This window comes from Afipia dichlorophenoxyacetatis, from assembly GCF_055386385.1.
Genome location: NZ_AP029250.1, coordinates 4,913,541 through 4,937,951, shown reverse-complemented (window position 1 = coordinate 4,937,951; position 24,411 = coordinate 4,913,541). Strand labels below are relative to the sequence as shown.

5 protein-coding genes are annotated in these 24,411 nt (G+C 63.3%); all 5 read left to right on the top strand.

Annotated features, from left to right (window positions below; all coding sequences use genetic code 11):
• The first annotated feature begins 28 nt into the window (after positions 1 to 28).
• A complete protein-coding gene (locus ACZ5C3_RS23060) occupies positions 29 to 17,059 on the top strand; it encodes a beta strand repeat-containing protein (protein WP_464044298.1) in 17,031 nt (5,676 codons plus the stop codon).
• 41 nt (positions 17,060 to 17,100) lie between these two features.
• The gene (locus tag ACZ5C3_RS23055) at positions 17,101 to 17,481 is read left to right on the top strand and encodes a hypothetical protein (protein ID WP_464033335.1); all 381 of its coding nucleotides are present in this window, start codon (positions 17,101 to 17,103) and stop codon (positions 17,479 to 17,481) included.
• A 135-nt stretch (positions 17,482 to 17,616) separates the two neighbouring features.
• On the top strand, positions 17,617 to 18,915 hold the full coding sequence (locus ACZ5C3_RS23050) for an NHLP bacteriocin system secretion protein (protein ID WP_464044297.1): 1,299 nt from the start codon (positions 17,617 to 17,619) through the stop codon (positions 18,913 to 18,915).
• A complete protein-coding gene (locus ACZ5C3_RS23045; RefSeq protein WP_464044296.1) occupies positions 18,912 to 21,152 on the top strand; it encodes a cysteine peptidase family C39 domain-containing protein in 2,241 nt (746 codons plus the stop codon). Before ACZ5C3_RS23050 ends, ACZ5C3_RS23045 begins: the two co-directional genes overlap by 4 nt.
• The gene (locus ACZ5C3_RS23040) at positions 21,152 to 24,082 is read left to right on the top strand and encodes an NHLP bacteriocin export ABC transporter permease/ATPase subunit (protein WP_464044295.1); all 2,931 of its coding nucleotides are present in this window, start codon (positions 21,152 to 21,154) and stop codon (positions 24,080 to 24,082) included. Before ACZ5C3_RS23045 ends, ACZ5C3_RS23040 begins: the two co-directional genes overlap by 1 nt.
• The last annotated feature ends 329 nt before the right edge of the window (positions 24,083 to 24,411 follow it).

The following is a 24,411-nucleotide window of genomic DNA, read 5'->3' as shown; positions in this document are numbered from 1 at the left end:
CAGCCGACGGTAACCGGGAGGGTGGACGGTGAAGGCGAAAGACAAACGCACAGGCAAATCGTCGGACGGTGCGACGGCGAAATTCCGTCCCCTAAGCGCGGACGACCTCGACGGCATCGTTGGCGGAAACATCACGCCGCCTCCCGGCCAATTCAATTCGATCGCGGGCTTCGATACATCCCACCTCAATCTCGATGCCAACTCGATGATCGCTGGCGTCTCTTCCCAGGAGATCGCGCAGGCCGTCGTCAATCACCAGACGACCGAAACGCAGGCCATGCAATTGATCGAGGCAGTGGCAGCCTACGATCACACTCACGTCACCCAAGGACTTGCTACCTTTGCCGGCGCGATCACGCAGACTTCGGGCCACAGCAATGATGGGTATGTGGTCGGTGTCGAGATCGGTCATCAGATCGCTGCCGGGCAAGTGAATGCTACGGAGGCAATATCGGACATCGCCGGCGCGGTTACCGCGGGGCAGTCGACCGGCCATGTGGCGGTCACGATGCTCGCGGGTATGAGCGGACCGGTTTCCGCGACTATTCAAGCCGCGGCGGGAACGGAAATCGCGGCGCTGGTGACCGCAGGCAGCCTCAACGCCACCCAGGCCGTAACCGACGTCGTCAACGCGCATGGTGTGGCCGGTGCGCTGACCCTCGATCAAGCGATCGATGTCCTGAACGATGCAGCCGTCACACCAGCCATGCACGACGCCGTGGCGAGCGAGTACAACAGCCTGATGGCGGGCAATCAGACCACGGGCAATCACATCACCGCCGATATCGGTGCCCCGGCTGCGCAATCCTATTCGGGAATCAGCAGTGATCCGACGGCCGATATGAATTTGGTCATGGTCTCGAAAATCCTGACCATGGATGCTGTCATTGGTGGTGATTTAGGCGCTCTCGCCGGTCTCCAGCAGTGGATCACCACGATGGAGAACGCCGTTGCCAACGGCAACGAGTCCGTCCTCGACGATGCGGTGGCCAATAGTGTGCTGTCGTTAGTGAACGCCGGCGGTCTCACGCTGACGACGGCCGTTGCGGATTTGGCGCAAGAGATCAACAGTCACGCCATCACCGGAGATCAGGGTTTCGCGCTGCTGAATTCGCTGCTGAACCTCGCGCCGAGCTATCAAAACCTTGCGAGCCACGTCGGTAGTCAGCTCTCGGTCGAGGCTGCGCTGGATCAATTGGCGCCGGCGATCGCGCAGACGGGAAGCCTGTCGGACGTCGTTTCCGAAGTGAATTCCGGCAGGCTGACCGTGAATGAGGCCATTGCCGCATTGGGCGGCCTCGCTGCCGGCTCCGCGGCCGCTCAGATTACGGCCGGTGCCGACATCGCCGGATTCATCCAGGCCGGCTATATCGCCACCAATGCGGCCATTGCCGACATCGTCAGCATCAATTTGCCCGCTGCGGAGACGTTCAATTTCCTGCTCGGCATGGCGACCAACGGCGGTGCAATGATCGCGAGCGCCGCGATTGCGGAAATGCCGAGCGTAAGCTCACCGTCGCAGGCCGTCGCTGCCATCAATTCCGCGATTACCCTGACTGCGATCACGCCGACACAGGCGCTCGGTATCCTGGTCGATCTCGCCGGTTCGGCCGGGATGCAAGGGGCCGTTGGCGGCGAAATCGGCTCCCTGATCTCGAACAACCAACTGACCACGTCGCAGGTCACGACCGCTATCGGCAGCGGGGTGACCTCGTCGACTCTCACTGCGACGGAAGCCGTGACTTTGCTGGCGGACATCGCGGCGTCGGCTTCCACGGCCGTGCAAACCGCCATCACGGCGGAAATTACATCCTTTGTCACGGCCGGCGATCTGACCGCCGATCAAGTGGTCACGGCGCTGACCGGTCTCGTCGCCAGTGGCGGCGCTGCGATGCCGTCATTCGTGTTGACTGAGATCGGCGCGCTCGTCGCGGCGAACGCGATCACAACCGTGCAGGCGTTCGCTGATATTGCAGCCGCGGGCGCGGCTCATGTTCTCAACGCCGGTCAGACGATTACCCTGCTGGCGTCGTTGGCCTCCAACTCGGCGCCTCTGCAATTCACGTTAGGATCCGATATCGCCACGATGATCGCATCGGGCGCGGTGACCGCGAACGCAGCTATCGCCGACATTGCCGGCCTCAACCTCTCGGCGTCGGAAATTTTCAACGTCCTGCTCGGCCTGGCAGCCAACGGCGACACAGCGACCGCAAGCGCCGCCACCGCGGGAATGGCGAGCCTAGTGTCGCCGACGCAGCTGGTCGGCGACATCGATGCCGCCATTGCCGCATTTACGATCACTACCGCTCAGGGGCTAAGCCTGCTGATCGACCTCGCCAGCAGTGCGAGTATGGTATCGGCGGTCGCCGTCGAAATCGATTCGCTGATCGCGAGCAATCAGATCACCGCCAGTGCAGCGATGAGCGCCATCGGCACAGCGGTGACGTCGTCTGTCCTCACGGCGCCGGAAGCCGTGACCTTGCTGGCCAATGTCGCGGTCCCCGCTTCCACGGCCGTGCAAAACGCTGTTATCGCAGAAATTACATCGCTATTGGCGGGCGGGGCGGTCACGGCAGATCAGGTGGTCGGCACGCTGGCCAGTCTCTTTGCCGGCGGCACAACAGCGATGCAGGCTTTCGTGGTCGCCGAGATCAACGCGCTCATTACCGCGGGCAAGATCACGGCCACGCAGGCAGTCAATGATATTACCGCCGCCGAAAGCGCGCATGTCTTGACTGCTGACCAAGCCGTCATCTTGCTGAACATGCTGGCGCAGTCGTCCGGCTCGGCGGTAGTACAGGCCGCCTCCGGCGCGGGGACTGCGGCGCTGATCAGCTCCGGCGCAATATCGGCGACCGATGCGGCCGCCGATATTTACAGCGCCACCACCACGACCAGCGTCGCGGCTATCGAGCTCGCGATTTTGGAGTTGATGAATGTCGCTGCGAGCGGCAACGCATCGGTGCGGGCTGCGATCAATGCCGACATTGCGGGCCTGATTTCATCGACCTTCACGGCGGACACGGCTGTAACTTTCCTCGCCGGTTTGGCGGCGAACAACAGCGCGGTACTCGATAACGCTGTTGCCGGGACGATTCTGTCGCTGGTCAGCAGTGGCGAGCTTTCGATCACCTCGGCCACCGCCGACATCGCGCTGGCAGTCAGCACTCAGGCCATCAGCGGCGCCCAGGCCGTGTCGCTGCTCGCGTCGATGCTGGGCGCCGCCGGGACCAATGCCACCAATCAGGCGGCGATCATCACCGCGCTCGGTCAACTGGTTTCCGGTTCGCTCACCATGCCGGCCGTTATGGCGGATATCGCCACGGCCGCGAGCGCGGGTCAGTTGACCGCAGCCCAGGCCATCTCGGCGTTTGTTAGCTTGATCGCTGGCGGATCCGTCACCGTGCAGGTCGCCGCAGGCGTCGAGATCGCTGTGCTGATTCAATCTGGAGCCATCACGGCCAGCGCCGCTATTGCGGACATCGGCGGTCTCGCCTCGGCCGAGACCTTCAATATTCTGATCGGCATGGCTGTCAGCGGCAACGCCGCGACGACGAGTGCGGCTGTCGCGGACATCGTCAGCCTGATGTCGCCGGGCCAGGGACGTCTCGACATTATCTCGGTGTTGAACGCGTCCGCCATCACCGCGCCGCAGGCGCTTGTCGTTTTGGTCGACCTCGCCGCCACAGCCTCCTGGCAATCGACGATGTCGCAGGAAATACAGACGTTGCTCAACGGCAATCAAGTGACGGCGACGCAAGTGACGACCACGGTCGGAAGTGCTGTGACGGCCTCCCTCCTCACCGCATCCGCGGCCGTGAGCCTGCTGACCAATATCGGTTCGTTAGGATCGACGAGCACGCAGAACGCGGTGTCGGCGGAGATCGTCGGGTTGGTCACGGCCGGGAACATCACCGCCGCGCAGGCGATCGCGGGGCTGACCAGTGTCTTCACCGTGTCTGGTGGCAGCACAGGCGGCAGCGTGGCGTCGATCACGACGACCTTCGTGTCGCATGTCATCGGTGCGCTCGTCGCGGCCGGGCAGATTACCAATACGGCCGCGGTCAACGACATCGTGGGACTGATCTCGCACAACTTCGCGCCAGCAACGGCGGTGGTCGTGCTCGCCGGCTTTGCGGCCAACGACAGCCTGACGCTCGACAATGCGGTGGCTGCCGCCATCGTGTCCCTGCTGGACGCCCAGACGTTCAACATGCAGCAGGCCGCCGGTGGCGTGACCACTGCCGTGGGCAACGGGGGAATCACCGCCGCCCAAGGCATTACGTTGCTGGCGGCGATGCTCGGCATCACCGGCAATGTGAATCCGAATTTGCCGACCGGCCCGACCGGAATCTATCAGGCGCTCGAGACTCTGGTGCCAAATCAGATCACTGCAACGGCGGCCGTAGCGGCCATCGCAGGGGCGTTCGGCAACGGTCAGCTGACAGCGGCGGAAGCGATCACGGCCTTCGCCTATGTGGCGACTTCCATGACGTCTGAAATCGCCGCGGGCCAGGATATCGCCGCGATGATCCAGGCTGGCGCGATCACCGCCGGCGCCGCCATTGCTGAAGTCGGCGGCCTGGCCCCGGGCACAATCGGCAGCGACAAGGCTTTCTATATCCTCGCCGGCGTGGCTCTCGCTGGCAGCAGCGCGACCGCGAGCGCAGCGGCGGTGGAAATGGCCAGCCTCGGGGTGCCGACGCAGGCAACCCAATACATCGACACGGCTGTCACCAGCTCTGCCATCACGGTCCCGCAGGCGGTCAGCATCCTGCTCGACCTCGCTGCCGTCTCCGGAATGCAATCGGCGGTCGGTAGCGAACTCGGCTCGTTGATCTCGAACAATCAGATCACGGCGGCGCAGGTGATGACCGGTATCGGCAATGCGGTGACGTCGTCAGTCCTGGCGGCGACGCAAGCCGTGGACGTGCTGGCGGAGCTCGCGGCGCGGGCGTCATTGGCGGTGCAAGCCGCCGCCGCTGCGGAAATCACTGCGCTGGTGAGCGGTGGTCACATCACCGGTGATCAGGCCACCACGGCGCTTCTCGATCTCCTCACGGGCGGCACGGCGGCGATGCAAGTATTTGTGCTGACCGCCATCAATGCGCTCGTCGCTGCAGGCGGCATCACGGCCACGCAGGCGGTGACCGATATTGCCGCCGCCGGCAATGCCAATGCTCTGACATCGGATCAGACGATCGCGTTGCTGACCTACCTGGCCGAGTCCGGGTCCGCGACAGTGCTCGCCGCCGTCGGCGCCGACATCGCGGCGATGGTCACGGCCGGCACGCTGACCGCCACCCAGGCGGTCGCCGACATCTTCGGCACGACCGACACTATTACGCCGACCAGCGTCCTGCCGGTCATCCCAGTCATGATGTTCGCCGCGGCAAGCGGCAATGCGGACTTGCAGAACGCCGTCATTGCGCAGCTGGCGACGCTGGTCGCTCCGTCCTACTCGGCAAGCAGCCTCGATTCGGACGTCGTCTCGGCACTGGATGGGGCTGCTGCCGTCGGCAATGTCCCGAGCATCGTGCATATGATGCGCGATTTCGGCGTCATCAACGTTTCGGCGGCCGAGGTAAATGCCGATATCGTCAACGCCATTGCAAGCGGCGCGCTGACGGTCAGCCAGGCTATCGCGGTCCAGCAGGCTCTCGCCGCCCAGCTGGGCTCCGCGTGGCCCAATACTCCGATCACGCAATCTCAAATGTCCACGGCGCTCGGGGCGCTCGCCGCATACAACAACCCGGTGCTCGATACCGTTGTCGCCAACGCGATCTGGTCATTGGTCAACGGCGGTCAGATCTCGTCGATCTTTGTCGCGCTGAACCCCGCCGTCACGAACAACGCTGCGCTCGATACCGCACAGCAGGCCACACTGCTGCTGGCGCTTGCGGCCGCCGCGCCCAGCGGGGCGAACAGCACCGCGGACCTTTACGCCATTGGTGATCTCTTTTCCGTTCTGACGGCAACCGAGGGGCTCTCGATCACACAAGCGGTGGCTGAGATCAATGCTGCGGTCAACTCCCACCAATTGACCGGCGATCAGGCGGTTCCGCTGCTGGTCAGTGCGGGATCCTTCAGTGTCGGCGCCCAGGTCGTGACCGGCGGCCAGATCGATGCGCTGATCGAGGCCGGCGCTGTCAGCCTGTCCGATGCCATCTCGATCGTCGCCGCTCTTGGCGTTCCCGACGCGTCGTTCGGCGTGCTGATCGGCATGCTGCTCAACGGCAATAGTGCAAGCGTCAGCGCGGTCGCGCAGGAAATGCTGAGCCTCAGCCAGGCCGCGTTCCCCGCGGCGGCCATCAACGACATCAACACTGCGATCTACGCGGGTGCGATCACTGCGGACCAGACGATGATGGTCCTGACCGCGTTCGCCGCGGCGGGCGGCACGTCGACCCAGATTTCGGTCGGCGGAGAGATCGCCGCGCTGATCAGCAACAGCACCATCACGCTGGCCCAGGCGATCGCCGACATCGGCGCTTCCGTTACGTCGAACGTCCTGAACGGGGCGGAGGCAGCCAACATCCTGCTGGGCCTTGCAAGCCAGAGCAATGTGACGGCGCAAATCGCCGTCGGCAGCGAATTCGCCACGCTGGTCGCAGCGGGCGCGCTGACGGACAATGCCGCCATGGCTGACATTGCCGGCGCGGTTCCATCGGCCATCACCGCCAGTCAGTCCCTTAACATCCAGATCGGGATGGCATTGAGCGGCGACGCTTCGCTGCAGACCTTCCTGACACCCGATCAGGTCATGAGCGACATCAGCGCGGCGCTGAGCGCGTCGTCGATCACGCCGGATCAGGCGCTCGACTTGCTGACGCAACTCGCAGGCGGTGGGAACAGCACCATGCAGTCGGCGGTGATCGGCGAGATCAATGCGTTGATTGCGAACGCCACGATCACGACGTCGCAGGCGATGACCGACATTGCCGCCGCGGTCGGCCACGCATCCTTGACCGGCGATCAGGCTGTTGCATTGCTCGCTGGCATTGCCGCGCAAGGCGCACCCGCCGTGCAATTTGCAGTCGGTGGATCGATCGTTGCGCTGATCGCGGCCGGCGAGCTTGCGGCCTCCAGTGCCACGACCGACATCGCCAATGCAGTCACCGCGTCGAGCATTACGTCCGATCAGGCCTTCGCGATCCTGCTCGGCATGGCGGTCGGCGCCAATGCCGCCACCACGACGGCGGCGACGCACGAGATGGAGAGCGTCGTCACGCCGGCGCAGATCATCACCGACATCAGCAACGCGGTGACAGCGTCCTTGATCACCGCGAGCCAGGGCCTGGGCGTGCTGGCCGCGCTGGCGGCGACCGGGTCAACCGCGATGCAGCTCGCGGCCGTGACCGAAATCAACAACCTGATCGGCGGGCTCAGCGTCACGCAGGCCATGACCGAACTGCTCGCGATCGCCGCCAATGGCTCGACCGTGCAAGGCGTCGTGGCGAACGAAATCAGTACCCTGATTTCCGGCAACCTGCTCACCGCCACCCAGGCGGTTGCCGACATTGGCGCCGCGGTGCCGTCGGTGCTGACGGCCGATGCTGCCGTCATGCTGCTGATCAATCTCGCCACCTCGGCGCCGACAGCCGTGCAAACCGCTGTCAGCACGGAAATTGCCTCGCTGATCGCCGGTGGCCAGATCACCGTCGACAAAGCTGTCATCGACTTGGTCGGTGTGGCGGCGGCAGGTTCAGCCGCAGTGCAGGCTACCGTCGTCACTGAAATCAATGCGATGATTACTGCTAACCAGATCACTGCGACGCGAGCGATCAGCGATTTCGGCGCCGCGATCGGCGTCGGCGCTCTGGGCGTGGATCAGGCGATCACGCTGCTGACAAACCTGGTAGCGTCGGCGTCCGAAGCGGTATTGCAGCAGGCCGGATTCGCCATTGCGACGTTTGTTTCCAGCGGTCTGACCACCGCCACGCAGGCCGTGAACGATATTACAGATGCGATGTCACAGGGCGTGACCGCCGATCAGGCCATCGCCGTGCTGGTCAATGCCGCCGCCGGCGGCAATACAACCCTGTCCAGCGCGGCTCTCGCCGAAATCGCCACGCTCGGCCGGCAGCCGAGTGATGCGGTGTGGGACCTTCTCCCACAGATAGCCTTCCTTCACCAGGATGGACTCACTCAGACCCAATTTACGCAAGAGCTTGATCAGATCGCGCAGCAGATCGGTCAATTCATCAGCGGCTTCAGCCCAATCGTGCCCGCGACGGTAGCCGATGCGGATCTGCGGTTGGCGATCAACGCTGGCCTCATGTCCATGAGCGACTACCTCACGATCTCGGCGTATCTGGATGCCAATTACGGCAGCGCATGGGACCCCGTCCTGACGGCTGGAATCGTGGCGCCTACCCAGGGCGCGGATGCCATCGCAACTCTGGCCTCGCTGCTGCCCGGCGCCAATAACGCTGTGGTGACCGCGATCACAAATGCCGTTCTGCTGATCGTCAACAATCATCAGGTCACCTTCCAGAGCGCGGTCGATAACATCGCTGCGCAGCCGTCGGATCAGGCCGTCATGGCTCTGACTGCGATGGCGGCGGGTGGCCAGTTCGGGCCGACGGCCCTCGGTCAACCGGCCACCATCGGCGTCGCCACGACCAACGGAATTTGGTCGATTATCGAAAGCGGCCACGTTTCCGCAGCTAACGCCATGTCGGACATTGTCACCAGCATGGAGGCCGGGCTGATCTCGGCAGATCAAGCCGCCTATGTGATGATTTATGTCGCGAAGCAGGCCGATGCCGCGACGCAGGTAGCCGTCGGCGCCGGATTGGTCGCGCTGATCGGACAGGCGCCGCAGGTTATGTCCGACCTGGAGAATGGCACGGTACAGACGTTTGCGGAATTGACGGCCGACCAGGTTGTTGCGGTGTTTGCGGGCGCGATCAGCGCGCCGGGCACGAGCGCCACCATTCAGGCTTCGCTGGCGAACGAGATCGCAGCCTTGACTCCCTTTACGTTGAGCGGACCGCAAGTCGTGACCGACATCGACAATCTTGTCGCCGGCGGCGCATTGACGGCGGCGCATGCCGCGATTGTCTTCTATCAGCTCGGCGCCAATATCAACGGCGCGTTAAACGGAGAGATTTCGTCGCTGCAGACGGCGCTCAATGGCGCGCTTTCGTCGCTTGGCCCAGCCGCGACGGGCGGCATCGCCACACTCATCTCCGAACATATCATCACTGCGGATCACGGCGTCGCCCTGATGCTGAGCCTTGTCGGCAACGGTACCGGCGCGAACAGCCTGGTCGCGAGCGAGATCGCAACCTTGGTGGGCGATAGCGCCATCACCGCGGCGCAAGTGATGACCGATATCGGCGATACCGTCGGCGCCAGTGCCACTGCCGATCAAGCGGTGACGTTGCTGACGATCTTGTCGATCCAGGGCAATGCGACCCTGCAATCCGCGGCCGATGCGGAGATTCTCTCGCTTATCGCTAGCAATCAAATCACCGCTGCGCAGGCGATGGCCGATATTGGCAATACCATCGCTGCCGGCACGCTGACGGGCGATCAGGCACTTGCGCTCTTGGCGACGCTCGCCGGCGCCGGCACCGCCGCGGTTCAGGCCGCGGTCGGCGGCGAAATCGCGAGCCTGATCGGCGCCAACCATATCACGGCGAGCCAGGCCAATACCGACCTCGCCAACGCGATCACCGCGCAGCTGCTGACGGCCGATCAGGCCGTTGCTGTGCTGGCGAGCGAAGCTGTCGTCGGTGGCGCCGCGGTGCAAGGCGCAGTCGTCAGCGAGCTTTCGGCAATGGTCAGCGGCAACCAGATCACCGCCGCCCAGGTGAGCGCGGACGTTGCGGACGCGATCGGCGCCGGAATCACCGCCGATCAAGCGATCGCGTTGTTGGCCGGCATCTCGATACAGGGCAGCGTCGCACTGCAAGCAGCCGCTTCGGCGGAAATTCTCTCGCTCATTGCCGGCGGTCAAGTTTCTGCCGCACAGGCGATGGCCGATATCGGCAACACCATCATCGCCGGTACGCTGACCGGAGACCAGGCCATTGGCCTGTTTGCGATCTTTGCAAATTCCGGCACCGCCGCCGAGCAGGCTACGATCGGGGCAGAACTGGCGACGCTGATCGCCGCGAACACGATCACAGCCACACAGGTCATTGCCGATATCACGGCGGCGATCACGGCCGACACATTGACTGTTGATCATGCGATCGCAGTGCTCGCCAATCTGGCCGTTGCCGGCGGCTCCACTGTACTCGGCGCCGTCATCACCGAAATCGCGGCTCTGATCAGCGCCGGCAAAATTTCCGCAAGCGCTGCCGCAACCGATATCGGCGGCGCGATCGGCGCGGGCCTCACGGTCGACCAGGCAGTCGCGCTGCTGGCCAATGTCGCGGCCGGTGGCGGGACGGCGCTGCAAGCGGCCGCTATCACGGAAATTCTCGCACTGGTCCAGAACAGCCAGATTGCGACCGCGCAGGCGCTCAGCGACATCGGGAATACCATCGCGGCCGGTACGCTCACCGGCGATCAGGTTGTCGGGTTGCTGGCGGCTATCGCCAGCGCCGGCACCGCGGCGGAACAGCAGGCGGTCGGCACCGAAATCGCAGCGCTAATCGCGGCGAACCGGATCACGGCGACCCAGGCCATGACTGATCTCGACAACGCGATCGCGGCGAACACGGTCACTGCCGACATTGGTCTGACGGTGCTGGTCGGTGTGTGGCTTTCTGGCGGAAGCGCTGTGCCAGCCGTCGTCGTCAGCGAAATGCTTGCGCTGGTGACTGAGAACCGGCTGACATCAGCGCAGGCCCTGGCCGATATCGGCGGCATGATCGGAGGCGCGCTCACTGCCCACCAGGGCATCGGCCTGTTCGCGAGCCTGTGGCTGCAAGGCAATACGACGGTCCAAGGCACTGTCGCGCAAGAGCTGGTTACGCTGATCGCCGCGGGCACGATCTCTGCCGAGGAGTTCGGCGCCGCGATCACTGCGGGGACGCTGACGGCCGATCAGGCCATTGCACTGATGGCCGTGGTGGCGAGCGACGGCGCCACGCAGATTCAGGTCGACATCGGCAGCGGCATTGCATCTCTCATCGCCAGCAACCTGATCAGCGTCACCGCTGCCATCAGCGACATCAACCACGCGATCACCGGCGGCGTGCTCACGCCGGACCAAGGTATCGCGGTCCTGGCCGGTTTGGCGGCGAACGGCAGCACAGCGGCGCAAACAGCGGTCGCCGCCGAGATCGAAGTCCTGATGGATCCGATCATTTCGGCGAGCCAGGCGGTCGCCGATATCGCGAATGCCATCGGCAATGGCATCACGGCCGATCAGGCAGTGGCGATGCTTGCCGTACTGTGGACCGAGGACGATGCGACACTGCAAAACGCCGTCGTCGGCGAAATTTTCGCGCTGATTGCCGGAGGTCAGATCACGGCCGCGCAGGCGATGACTGATATCGGCAACACTGTCCCAGCCGGCACGCTGACCAATACGCAGGTCACCACGCTGTTCAGCGCTCTCTCGAGCGCCGGAACGACGGATGTGCAGACAGCGGTGGCCAACGAGGTTGCGAGCCTGCAAGGTGTCAGCGGCATCGATGCGCAGGTCACGGATCATGCCCTGAGCCCGGCCGCTGCCGTTCCTGCTCTGATCAATTTGTTCGCCGGCAATGCGTCGTTGCAGTCGGCGGTAACGACCGAACTTCTCAAGCTGGCCGGAGAGGCGCTCAGCATTATCCCGCTGATCGCCTCCGATATCGGCGCATTGATCGGACCCAGCTTCAGCGCGGACCAGGCGATTAACCTGCTCATCAGTGTGGGGTCGCAAGGCAATGCCGCCCTGCAGGCCGCAAGCGGCGCGGAGATCGCCTCGTTAATCACCGGCAATCAGGCCGGCATCGCGCAGGTGATGATGGATATTCTGAACGCAGTCGATTCGCAGTGGGCGGCGAACCTCGATCCGCGGGCACGCACCGGAGCCGAGATCCAGGTCATATCGACGGATCAGGCGGTTGCGCTGCTGGCCGTGATTGCGTCGAATTCGGGGACAGCCGTCCAGGTCGCGGCTGGCAACGCGATCTTCGCGTTCACGCAAATGAATTGGATCACGGCCGCGCAAGCGGTCAGCGACATCATCGCCGCGGTCACGTCCGGTACGCTTGGCGCAGGCCCGGCGGTGGTCATACTGACAGCGGCTGCCGAATTCGCGGCCAACATCGTTCAATCCGGCTTCTATGCGATCTATGGCAACGACTTGCCCGCCAATTATGTCGCTCCGGGCCAGTCGGTATTCCTGGGCGGTATCACCACGCTGATCGCCAACAACGAGTTGAGCGCAGCGGCGGCCATGGCCGATGTCGCAAGCACGGCCGGTGTTGCGGGCCTCGGCTTCGTCGATCAGGCGACCCAATATTGGGTTTATCCGACTCAGTTCGGCGCCACCACGACCACCCAGTACCAAGGGCCCACTTACCTCTATACTTACACCATTGATAACGTGGCGCTGAACGCCACCAACGCACCCGCCAACGCCAGCCAGGTGCTTTCGATGCTGGTCGGCTTGGCCGAGATCGGGACTGCCGCAGTGCAGGCGGCGGTCGGCACTGAGATCGCCACGCTGATCGGACAAAATCAGATCACCGCCACACAAGCCGCGGCAGCTGTCGGCAGCGCGATCGGCAACGGCATGACCGCCGACCAGGTCATGTCGCTGCTGGCGGGGATCGCGGCAATCGGTAGTTCAGCCGCGACCGTGGTGGGAGGCGAAATCCTCTCGCTGGTGACGGCCGGCAAGATCACGACCGCACAGGCGATGACAGACCTCGACCACGCCGTCACCACATCGGCGTTGCCGGCTGCCGATGGACTTGTGGTGCTGAATAGCGTTGCGGCCGGAGGCAATACCAGCGAGCAAATCGCGGTGATCGGTGAGGTCGGTACGCTGCTCACCGAAAGCCGGATCACGTTCACGCAGGCGATGTCGTTGTTTACGACCATCGCCGGCGAAGGCACGAGCGCCGTGCAGACGGCGGTGGTCAGCGAGATCGCAACGCTGATCTCGGGCAATCAGCTCACCGTGACGCAGGCAATCAACGGCATCGGCAATGCCATCGGCTCAGGCCTCAGCGGCGATCAGGCAGCCAGCATGCTGGTGTCGATCGCGGGGCAAGACACCGCAGCCCAGAACGCGGTCACGGCCGAATTCGACACCCTCGTCAACGGCAATCAGGTCACGCCCAGCCAGGTGACGAACGCGATCCTCAATTCGTTTGGCGCAGCGACGGTGTCGCCCGCGCAGGCACTTGCGATGCTGATTGGCGTTGCCGAAGGCGGCAATGCCGCACTCGCGCTCGCTGTCGGCGCCGCGATGGATCCGTGGATCGGCACCTCTTCCAACCCGAACAACAATTATCTCAGTCTCAACGGCGCCGCCGCAGTCGCCGCGGCCGTCAACTCGCATGCCTTGACTGCCAATCAGGCCGTTGCCGTGCTCGTCGGCATGGAGATGGGCATCTTTGCCTACGAAGTGCGAGTCGGCGGCTCAGTTGGGCTGTTCACGCCGCTGGTCGTCAACGACCTCGTCGCCGCCAACGTCATCACAGGCCAACAGGCGGCATCGGCGCTGTTGCTGCTCTGGGCGCAGAACGATCCGTCACAGCAACTGCAAGCAACTGTGGTCGCAGAACTGGCCGCGCTGATGGCGGGCACCGGGTCAGGCGCCTTGATCACGCCGGCGGCGCTGATGGCGGACATCACGGCGTCCATCACGTCGAATGCGCTGTCCAGCTCTCAGGCCATAATCCTGCTCGGTACTCTGCTGTCCCTGGCGCCATCGGCTGCTCTGCCCGCCTTCATGAATGAGGTCGGATCGCTGGCCAATCAGTTCGGTGCCGGCCAGATCATCTCCGAAATCCAGGCGACGCTCGGCTCGAGCCAGGCTCTGACCATCCTCTCGGTGCTTGGAGGATCAGCCTATAATGCGAGCCATAATCTGCCGGGGTACATGGCCGAGCTGATGTACGGCGTCGCCACCGGCAGCGCCGCCAACACCATGCTGCTCGGCGCCGCACTGGCGTCGATGATCGAACAGCAGCAGCTTTCGGCTTCCACTCTCAATATCACGCCGCTGATCACGAGCGGCGCCCTGACTCAGGCCGAGGGCATCGACCTGCTTGCGGCGACCATCGCCAACCTCCCAGCGACGGCGCTCCTGTCCAGCGGCATCGCCGGAGAGCCCGGGGTCAACGCGATCGACCACCTCAGCAATTACATTGTTAGGCTTGCAGGGGCCGCAGCAATCGGCGAGATCGACGCCTTCGTCGGCACGTCGTCGGCGACGATGAGCGCCTGCGGCGCGCTCGCGGGGGTGTTCGCCGATCTGCTTACGACGCTGAATGGCCAGGGACAGCCTCTCGCCACCGTCGCGCAGATTGTCGCGCAGGTGAGCAGCGACGTCAGCAGCAACGTGCTCGCGGCCGACCAGGCGACATGGTTGCTTTCGAGCCTCGCCGCTCACGTGACCAGTCCGCTGATCGGCGCCGAAATCGCGACACTGGTGAGTAGCGGCCGTATGACCGCGGCGCAGGCGATCAGCGATATCGATGCCGCCGTGACAGGCAATCTGTTGTCTGCCAGCCAGGCGATCGCGGTCCTCGGCGGCGTTGCGGCGAACGCGCATGGCAACACCACGCTGCTTGCCGCTATTGCCAATGAAATTGCGAGCCTCGATGCTGCCGTCATCGGCACCACACAATTCCAGGCCGCCGTGCTATACGCCGCCGGAGAGTTCGTCGCGCTGGCGAGCGGTCAGAAGACTGCCGCACAGGTGATTTCGGATCTTGAAACCTATGCTCCGAGCAGCGTTCCGGCAGACGTGTTGCTGAGCGTCGCGCTGATCGAGAGCCAGGGCGCCGGTTTGACGACGGCCGCCAATGCTCTGGCGAGCGAGATCGGCAACCGCATCAACAGCGATGCCGCGGAGAGCGGCCTCGCCCTGCTGGTCTCGGAGGGCGTTTTCTCCCTGACGGTTGCTGAACAGATCATTACGCAGGCATTGACCGCCGCCTGGCCCAACCTGCCGACGCAGATCCTCAATCTGTCAAGCGTGCCGGCGACCGGCCCCTATACGGCAAGCGTCACCGGCGGCATTACCGCGCCGATGACCTTGCAGCAGGCGCTCGTTCCCGCGATGGATCTGCTGAATCAGGATCTCATCGCCTATACGGATGCCCCCGCCGTCATCAACGGGACAATGTCTGCCGCAACGGCGATCGCCAATGTCGAAGCCTACAGCGGCTCCTTCCCCTATGTGGTCGACGTGGCGCTCATGCATCTGTCGACACTTGTGAACGCTGGAGTCGGCGCGCCGCCGAATCTGACGCTTCTGCAGCAACTCGGCGGTTACACCCCGACAGACCTTCAGGCCGTGCAAAACGCCTACAATATCCTGGTGGGGGCCAACACCACGATCATGCAGGCGCTGGGTAATCGGATCGGAACCGGCGTCACCGAAACCGGCCTGGTCGGGGCGGTCGTTGGCGGATACCTGCCGTACACCCTGGCAATGTCGCTCCTGAGCAGCGAGCTGACGGCCGCGTTGGTGAATGCCTCGACGACCGAAAACAGCACGCTGCACAGCGTGGCATATGCCTGGATCGATATCGTCGCCAACAACATCGCCAACAGCACTGCAACCACGACCGAGGCCATCCCGACCAGCGCAGGCACCCAAACCGTCACCGTCCCCGGGGTCCTCTCGATCTACAACGCCGCGCTGGCGGTTCAGAACCAGATCGAAAGCGGCGGGCTCGCGACCATCCAGTCGTTGCTGACCGGGCTTGGCACCATCGCGGCCGTCGAGACCAATGCGGCCAACTACTCCGTCGAGACCGATCTCAGTGTTCACCTCGGGCAGATGTGGGTGGCCGATACATTGCCCACCAATGCGACCTTCACGGACGTGACCCAGGCGGCGGGTGCGGCGTCGGCCTGGTACCAGGCCGCCTGGACCGCGGCGTGGACCAACTATCCGCTGGCGCACATCATCGGCGGGGAGATCGCCGGCAATCCGACCAGCGCGCAAGGGTACATGGATCTGCTGTCGAATCTGCTGGTGGCCGGCCTGCCGGTCGGGCAGTCGGCGCTGTTGAATGCCCTGGGGCTCGGCACAAACGTGCAGTCCATGCAGAGTGCGCTGATCAATGAAATCTTCGGCACCACGGGCAATGTTGTCGATCCCGAGGATATGGCCAACGGCTTCGGCGAAGTGCTCAAGGACGCCTGGGAAAAGATCAGCTTCGGCTACGGCAAGGGCCTGACCGGAAGCGGCGCCGGCGAGGCGGGCGAATTCGAGTTGACGCTCTCGGATGGCGCGCTTGTCGAATTCAGCCCGGCCATGGAATTCACGATGGTTCAGCTGGCCTCGAACGGCATGGTCTCGCTGATGACCATGAACACAGTGTCGAGCTTCCTCAGCTCCAATCCGGGCATCGCCGGTATCTCGGGGCCCGTTGTGGGTGCGCTGAAGCTGCTCGCCAACAGCTGCAACCTGGTCACCAATCTGTTGAACACCACGGCACTCACCTACATTCAGCAGGTCTATACCATCGGAGCGGACGCGGTGGCTGTGTTCGGCGATATCGCCAACAACAGAAGCATTGCATCCGATGGGGCCGCGCTGGGTGAGGCGCTGTTCCAATATTCGGTGGGCTTCCAGTTCCCGGCTGTCCAGAACGTTGCTCAGGATGTCGGCGCCGCGTTCGTGGATCTGTTCACCGGGCATCCGCTCAGCCTGGCGAGCGACGTGCTGGCGCTCGGTGCAGACTCCATCCAGTTGATCCTGAGCAATCCCTACCTGCAGGCCGCAGCCGCCGTGCTCAACACCTACGCCACGCAAGTGGAAGACGATCTCGGTCTGAACAAGGTCGCCGACGCATTCGTGAGCCTGGCGGACTGGCTGGCCCAGGGCATTGCTCTGCCCCCAGGCACCACCGTGCAGCCGCTGGGGCTCAACTCGTCTACCTTCTATGACGCGCTTCAGTCGGACTTCAGCTGGCTGTGAGACCGTTGGATCAAACGTCAGGTTCAGGACCGGGGGACGCCATGTCCGATCAGATCGAAGTGCCAGCGACCGACAAGGTCGCAGATCCTAAAGCCGCGGAAGCTTTGAGCACGGCGTTGGGTCTCTCCCTCCAGCAACTGGCGGGCGCCAACGACGCGCAGCAGATCGCGATCATGGCGTTGACCGCGATCGTCGCGCTCTCGCCGGGCACGGCCACCATCGACCTAGAAAAGCTCGGTGCGGTCCTCGCGATCCTGACCAAAGGTCAGCCGAACGGCGATGCGTATCGAAAGCGCATCGCTCAGTACGTCTCACTCATGGTCAATATTGCGCGCAAACTGCCTGGAGCAATCGAAGAGGCCAAGAAGAAGGCCGGCGAGGCTTCGGCGGGCGCTGCAGAAAGTCCACAAAAGCCCAACTGACGGCACGTGTCGGGGCCACGAACGGAGGCTTAACCCGTTGCCGTCGCTGCAGCGGAATTCATACTCAGCGACAAAAAGCTGCGGCGCCGGTCAGGATGGGCAGCCGGGCATAGCGAACAAGCATGGCGAACGAGCATGACGAACGAGGGCATTTTTCGCGAAACGGCACTTGAGAGGTTGTCGGCGCCGGAGCGGCTCGACCAAGGACTCCGCATTGTCGGACGTCCGACCTGGGTGGCGCTGCTCGCGCTGGCAGTCCTTGTGGTCGGTGGCCTGATCTGGAGTGTGGTCCTGAGGGTGCCGGTCACCGTACCGGGGCAGGGCATCCTGTTGTCGCCGGGCGGCTTGCTCGATGTCACCGCCGATAATCCGGGGCGTCTGTTGAGCTTCAGCGTCGCGGTCGGTGACAAAGTCAAGGCCGGCACGGCGGTGGCGCGGCTCGATCAACCCGAGATCCGGGAGGATTTGATCAACGCGGAAGCCGAATACCGCGACGTGGTCGAGGAGCGCGCCCAGATCATGAAATTCCAGGAGCGCCGCGCGCCGACGCTGGCTGCCTCGATCGCGCAACGTCGGCAGGGTTACCAGGACGATATTGCCTTCTTTGAAAAGCAGCTCGGCTGGCTCGATGATATTGCCAAGGGCGACGAAGTCCTGATGAACAAGCAGATCATCACCCGCAAGAGTGTGCTCGGGACCCGCGTTGAGATCGGCCGGGCAGAAGCTCAGCGGGCGCAAGCCCAGGACGGCATTCGCAATCTCGATTTCGAAGCCGCCAAGGCGCAAACCGACGACGAACACGAGCGGCTCAATGCCGAGCTGAAAGTTGCCGCCGCCCAGCGCAAGATTCGCACGGTGCGCGAGAAGCTCGATCGGCAGAGCGTTGTGCTCAGTGCCTACGATGGCACCGTCGTCGAGCTCAAGGTCAATCCCGGCGAGATCGTCGACCGCAATGCGGCGTTATTCTCGCTGATTCCGGACAAGGTTGCAGAAGCGTCTGCGACCGATCCGAAAACTTCAGTCGGACCGCTGTTCGCCGTGGTTTATGTGCCGTCTAACGACGGCAAGAAGGTTCGTCCGGGCATGAATGTGCGCCTATCGCCCTCGACCGTCCGGCGTGAGGAATACGGCTTTATCGAAGGCCGTGTCCGCACCGTTGCCGAGGTGCCCGCGACCGCGGAAGGCATGTACCGGACGCTGAAGAACCGACAATTAGCGCAAGCGCTGGCCAAGGAAGGCGCCCCTTACGAGGTCGTCGTGGATCTGTTCGCTGACCGGGATGCGGCGAGTGGCTATCGCTGGTCGTCCTCGCGCGGGCCCGATCTCAGCATCAATGCCGGCACACTGGTCGGCTCCGATATCGAGACGATGTCGCTGCCGGTTTTGAGCCTGGTAATCCCGCCGTTGCGGCAGGTCCTGGGAAGCGGTTCGTGAAGGCGTTGCTTGCGCTGAAAGCCAAAGCTACCGAGGCGGCGGCGCGCGCAGCGCCGCTGTTTGCTGGCATGTGGTCAAAGCTGCACGCACGCATCGCTGATGCTTCAGTGCACAGAACGCCCACGATCCTTCAATATGAGGCGGCGGAATGCGGCGTCGCCTGTCTCGCCATTGTGCTCGCCTATTACGGCCGATGGGTGCCGATCGAAGAGTTGCGTGAGGTCGCGGGTGTCAATCGCGACGGGACCAATGCAAAAAATCTGCTGCTCACCGCCGAGCGCTATGGACTGGAGGGCGGCGGCTACACGGTCGGTCCGGACGATCTGACTGACGGGGTACTTCCATGCGTCGTGTTTTGGGAGTTCAACCATTTTGTCGTCGTGGAGCGACGTACCAGAGAGAAAGTCTGGATCAACGATCCGGCGAGGGGGCCCTGCATTCTCACGACGCAGGATTTCGACAAGGCGTTCACCGGGGTGATACTTGCGCTGAAGCCGGGTCCGGATTTTGCTCCGGGGGGGGAAGCGCCTGACCTGGTGCGCAACATCCGCCAGATGCTGCCTGGTTTCGAAGCGCCAATCGCGGCCGCAGTGCTCGGTGGCTTCCTGCTGGTCGTGCCGGGATTGGTCATCCCAGGCCTGCAGCGCGCGTTCGTCGATTACTACATGATCGCGGGACTTTCGGACTGGCTGTGGTGGCTGGTTGGTGGCGTCGCGGCGATTGCGGTGGGAAAGGGGCTGCTGACGTTCCTGCAGCAGCGCACGTTGGCGCGTTTTCAGGTCAAGCTCGGCGTTGCCACCAGCGGCCGCATGCTGTGGCACATCCTTCGTTTGCCGATGGCTTTCTTTGCGCAGCGTAATAGCGGTGAAATCACCAATCGCCTCATGGTCAGCGATCGCCTGACCGGTCTGCTCTCGGGCAGTATCGCAGTCACGTTTATCGGCCTGCTGTCGATCGCGATTTACGCTGTGGTCGTGCTGGCCTACAACCTGCCTCTCGCGTTAGTGGTGATCGCGTTCGCGTTTCTCAACCTTGCGCTATTGGTCTGGTTGTCGCGACGGCTTTCAGATGCAAATCGGCGGATGCTGCAGGACGAAGCCCGCATGCAATCCACCATGATCCAGGGGTTCGCCAATCTCGATACCTACCGCGCCAGCGGCGCCGAAAACCTGTTCTTCCGGCGCTGGGCTGGCGCGCACGCCAAGGTCGTCAGCGCCGAGCAGGCCATGGCGTTCTACCAGCGGCTATTGGCCGGCTTGCCGATCCTGCTCGGGACGATTGCTGGCGCGTGCGTTGTGTTCATCGGCGGCGTCGGCGTGATGGAGGGCACCGTCAGCATCGGTATGCTGGTCGCATTCCAAACCCTGATGGCTAATTTCAACGCTCCCGTCGCGAGTGTGATGGGGCTGACCGCCCAACTCCAGCAGGCGCGCGGCCATATCGACCGGCTCGGTGACGTGACCAGACAGCGCGTCGATCCCGTTCTCGACACCGCCGAGGAGCCAACGACCATCCCCGCGCTGCATGGGGCGATCGACGTCGAGGGCCTGGCATTCGGCTATACGACGGTGACGGCGTCTTTTCTGCGTAACATTACGCTGAAAGTGCCGGCTGGCGGTCGTGTTGCCGTTACCGGCGTCACCGGCAGCGGAAAATCCACGCTCGCACGGCTCATGGTCGGCTTGATGACGCCGCGCGAAGGCGTCATCCGTATCGACGGCATCGATCTTGCTCGTTTGTCCGCGCCGCTGTTGCGCTCGGCCGTAGCCTATGTGGACCAGACCACGACGCTGTTTGCCGGCACCGTGCGCGAAAATCTGACCATGTGGGACCTGACCATCAGCGAGGATCGCATGGTGGCCGCTGCCAGGGACGCGATGGTGCACGAGGTGATTGCATCGCGTCCGATGGCTTATGAAACCCGCGTGGATGACAACGGTCGCAATTTTAGTGCGGGCGAGCGCCAGCGCCTCGCCATTGCCCGGGCGCTCGCGGTCGATCCGGTCCTGATCGTGTTCGACGAAGCGATGAGCGGGCTCGATTCCATTGCTGAGCAGGGGATCATCGACAATATCCGCCGCCGCGGCTGCACCTGCATTCTGATCTCGCACCGTATTTCGACCTTGCGCGATTGCGACGAAATTATCGTTCTGGACGAGGGCAGCATCGTCGAACGCGGCCGCCACGCCACGCTGATGGCTGCGCGTCGCCATTATCACAAGCAGGTTGAGGCATAATGGCCACCCGCCCGCCCTTCCTGAGCCTGGCCTCGAGTGCAGGAATGTTGGCCGCGCCATTTGCGACCGCGCCCAGCATCACCCTTGAGCCAGGCGAAATCCTGGTGCTGAGCCAAGCCGAGCAGGGACACATTATCGCGGCTGGGCGGGTCGAGATTTATGCCTCGGTCAAAAGCGGTGACGAACTGTCAGGACGCATGTTTCTATTCGAACTCGGCTCCGGCGAGTACATTGCTCCGATCGGCGGAGCTGCCGATGATTTGCTCTTGACCGCGGTCGCGGTCGAGCAGAGCGCGCTGGCTGCCATTCGCAGCGATACGCTAGCGGTTCAAGCCAATGGGTCCGAGCAACAGCAAATGACTGTAGCGAGCTCCCTTGACGGTTGGCTCAGTCATTTGGGCGGTGCCGTCAGCCGCCTGGCCGGCCCGGTGCCGCTCGACATCGTCACGTTCGCTCCCGGCGAACAGGCCGATGCAGCCAGCGAAGCGGCCTTGATGAGCCGTGGCGGTGTGGTGTGGTTGACGGCCCTCGATGCCGGCCTGTCTTGTTGCGGTGGGGCCCCGATCGTCGCGATGAACCGCCGACAAGTTGCCGCAGTAGCTGCAGGCATTTGGCTCTCGCCAGCGCGGCCCTGTGAGGTTTACGCGGTCGCGACGGCCGATATTCTTCGCTTGTCGGAATGGCAGCGACTGCTGGAAGCGACCCAAACGACCCTGTTTTCGCTGATCAGGCGAGCGCACGATATCCGGCAAGGCACGCTGCGGCAGGCGGTCGAAGGTCGGATCGTGCGGACCACGCGCACTGTCAACAGCGCCTTCACCCGTTTCGACGCGGTGCTGGGCAAGATCGCACCGCAAGCAACTGCTCAACCTGTCGGAGATGAGCCGTTCGTAGCCCCGTTCGTCACCGTCGCCTCAAAGCTCGGACTGGATTTCACAAATCGTCAGCGTGAATTGCTGTCGCGGGCTCGAAACGTTGACGAAGCGGCTCGCGCGGTGCGTTTACGCAATCGTCTGGTCGCGTTGACCAGCGATTGGCTGGAGCACGATCTCGGCCCGCTGATTGGATTCCTTGACGAGGACCGGCGCCCGGTCGCCCTGATTCCGACTGATGCGAAGCGCTGGGTGATGATCGAGGCGGAGCATGCCAAGCCGAGGCCAATCGATGCGGCCCTTGCCGCGCGGCTGGCCCCACAAGCGCATATGCTTTATCCGCCGTTTCCCGATCGGCCGATCGGATTTCGACAGTTCATCGGCTTCGGCTGGCTGCACAATCGGTGGGATGCCGCGTTGGCGACAGCCATGGCGCTCGCCTCGGCCCTACTGGGGCTGGCGACGCCGATGGCGATGCAGCTCGCCTTCGATCGCTTCATTCCCGGCCATCAGACACTATCGCTGTTTACCCTCGCCATCGGCCTGGTGCTGGCTGCATTTATAGCTGCCGCATTTCGGTTCGCTTTTGACATTGCCAGCGTTCGGCTCGACGGCCGCGGAGCGGGCGCATCGCAGGCCGCCGTCATGGACCGGCTGCTGCGGCTTCCCGACAGTGCGCTACGCTTCAGTCCAGGCAACATCGCAAGCCGTTTCGTCTCGGCGGACCAACTGCGCCGGGGGTTCTATTCGCTCGCGCTCGGCTCAATCTCGGCACTGTTCTTTTTCATCAGTAACGTTGCCCTGATGTTCTATTACTCTCCCGCGGCGGCGGGAGCGGCCATCGGGCTGTTTGTGCTGATTACGGCGATCGCCGCCTTCTGCGGCTATCATCAATTGGATGCGCTGCAGCGCGGAGAGGAGATCCGATCCGATATCTACGGCATCGTTTTCCAGCTGGTCCAGGGCATCACCGCTCTTCGCGCCACCGGATCCGAGCAACGCGGCTTCGCGCGCTGGGCCATGGACTTTGCGGAGCTGCGCTCCCGCATGTATCGGGCGCGGACATTCAACACGATTTTTGAGACCGCGCTGGTCGCCTTCGAGCTGTTAGCGCTCGCGGTCATTCTGCTGATATTAGCCCAGCTGCCGCGCGATGCATTTTCGACCGGCGCATTCATTTCATTCATTGCGGCCTATGGTGCGTATATGGGGGCTTCGCTGCAACTGGCGCGCAGCGTCGTCGCCGCGTGGAATTCGCAACCCTCGTGGGGACGCATCGCTCCTTTGCTGCGTGTCACTCCAGACGTCGCCGGATCAAAGCGGGATCCGGGCACGTTGACCGGCCAGATCGATGTGACCAACGTCTATTTCCGATATAGCGCCGATGCGCCTTTTGCCCTTCAAGGTGTATCGCTGTCGCTTGCTCCCGGCGAGCACGTCGCGCTGGTCGGCCCCTCGGGCTCGGGCAAGTCGACTTTGATGCGGCTTCTGCTGGGCTTCGAAATGCCGGCGAGCGGCACGGTCCAATACGATCAGCAGGATTTGCGTTATCTCGATCTTGAAATGGTGCGGCGGCAGATCGGCGTCGTTCTTCAGAATGCCGCGCTGTTTCCCGGCACGCTCTATGAAAACATCATGGGCACGCATGAGGGTACCCTGAGCCAGGCGTGGGAGGCCGCGCGACAGGCTAATATCGAGCAGGACATCAAGGCCATGCCAATGGGCATGCATACGATCGTGACCGAAGCGGCAGCTGCTTTCTCCGGTGGCCAGATCCAGCGTTTTGCGGTCGCCCGTGCGCTCGTCGGCAAGCCGCGCATTTTGTTGCTCGACGAGGCTATGAGTGCAGTCGATAACGTGACGCAGGCCCGCCTGACTGAAAGCCTGCACCAGCTGGCGGTGACCCGGCTTGTGATCGCGCATCGTCTCAACACGGTGAAGAGCGCTGACCGCATCGTCGTTCTCGACCGCGGCAAAGTGGTGCAGACCGGCCGTTACGATGAGCTCATGGCGGTCAAGGGCTTGTTCGCCGACCTGGTCGCGCGGCAGCTCGTTTGAAATTCAATGCGCCTTTTCCAGCTTCACAAGTTCTCCCGGCAACGCCAAAAAAGGCGCAACTGCGCGAACGCATCAAGCAGCTTTTAAGAGGAAATTTCGAGCCTGACAGGGCAACGTGTGAAGATCGGCTATCTCTTCAGAAGTATCGCGTGGCGCAACCTCGCCGCCAATGTTTCGCCAATGAAACGACCGCTACAGATAGACATGAACAGGTTCGGATAGCAGCTAACTCTTTGATTTATCTCGATCGTCTTGGCTGCTAGGCTCGCTCATAACGGTCTGGTTGCAGGTTCGAATCCTGCCGGGCCCACCAACGATTTCAACGGCTT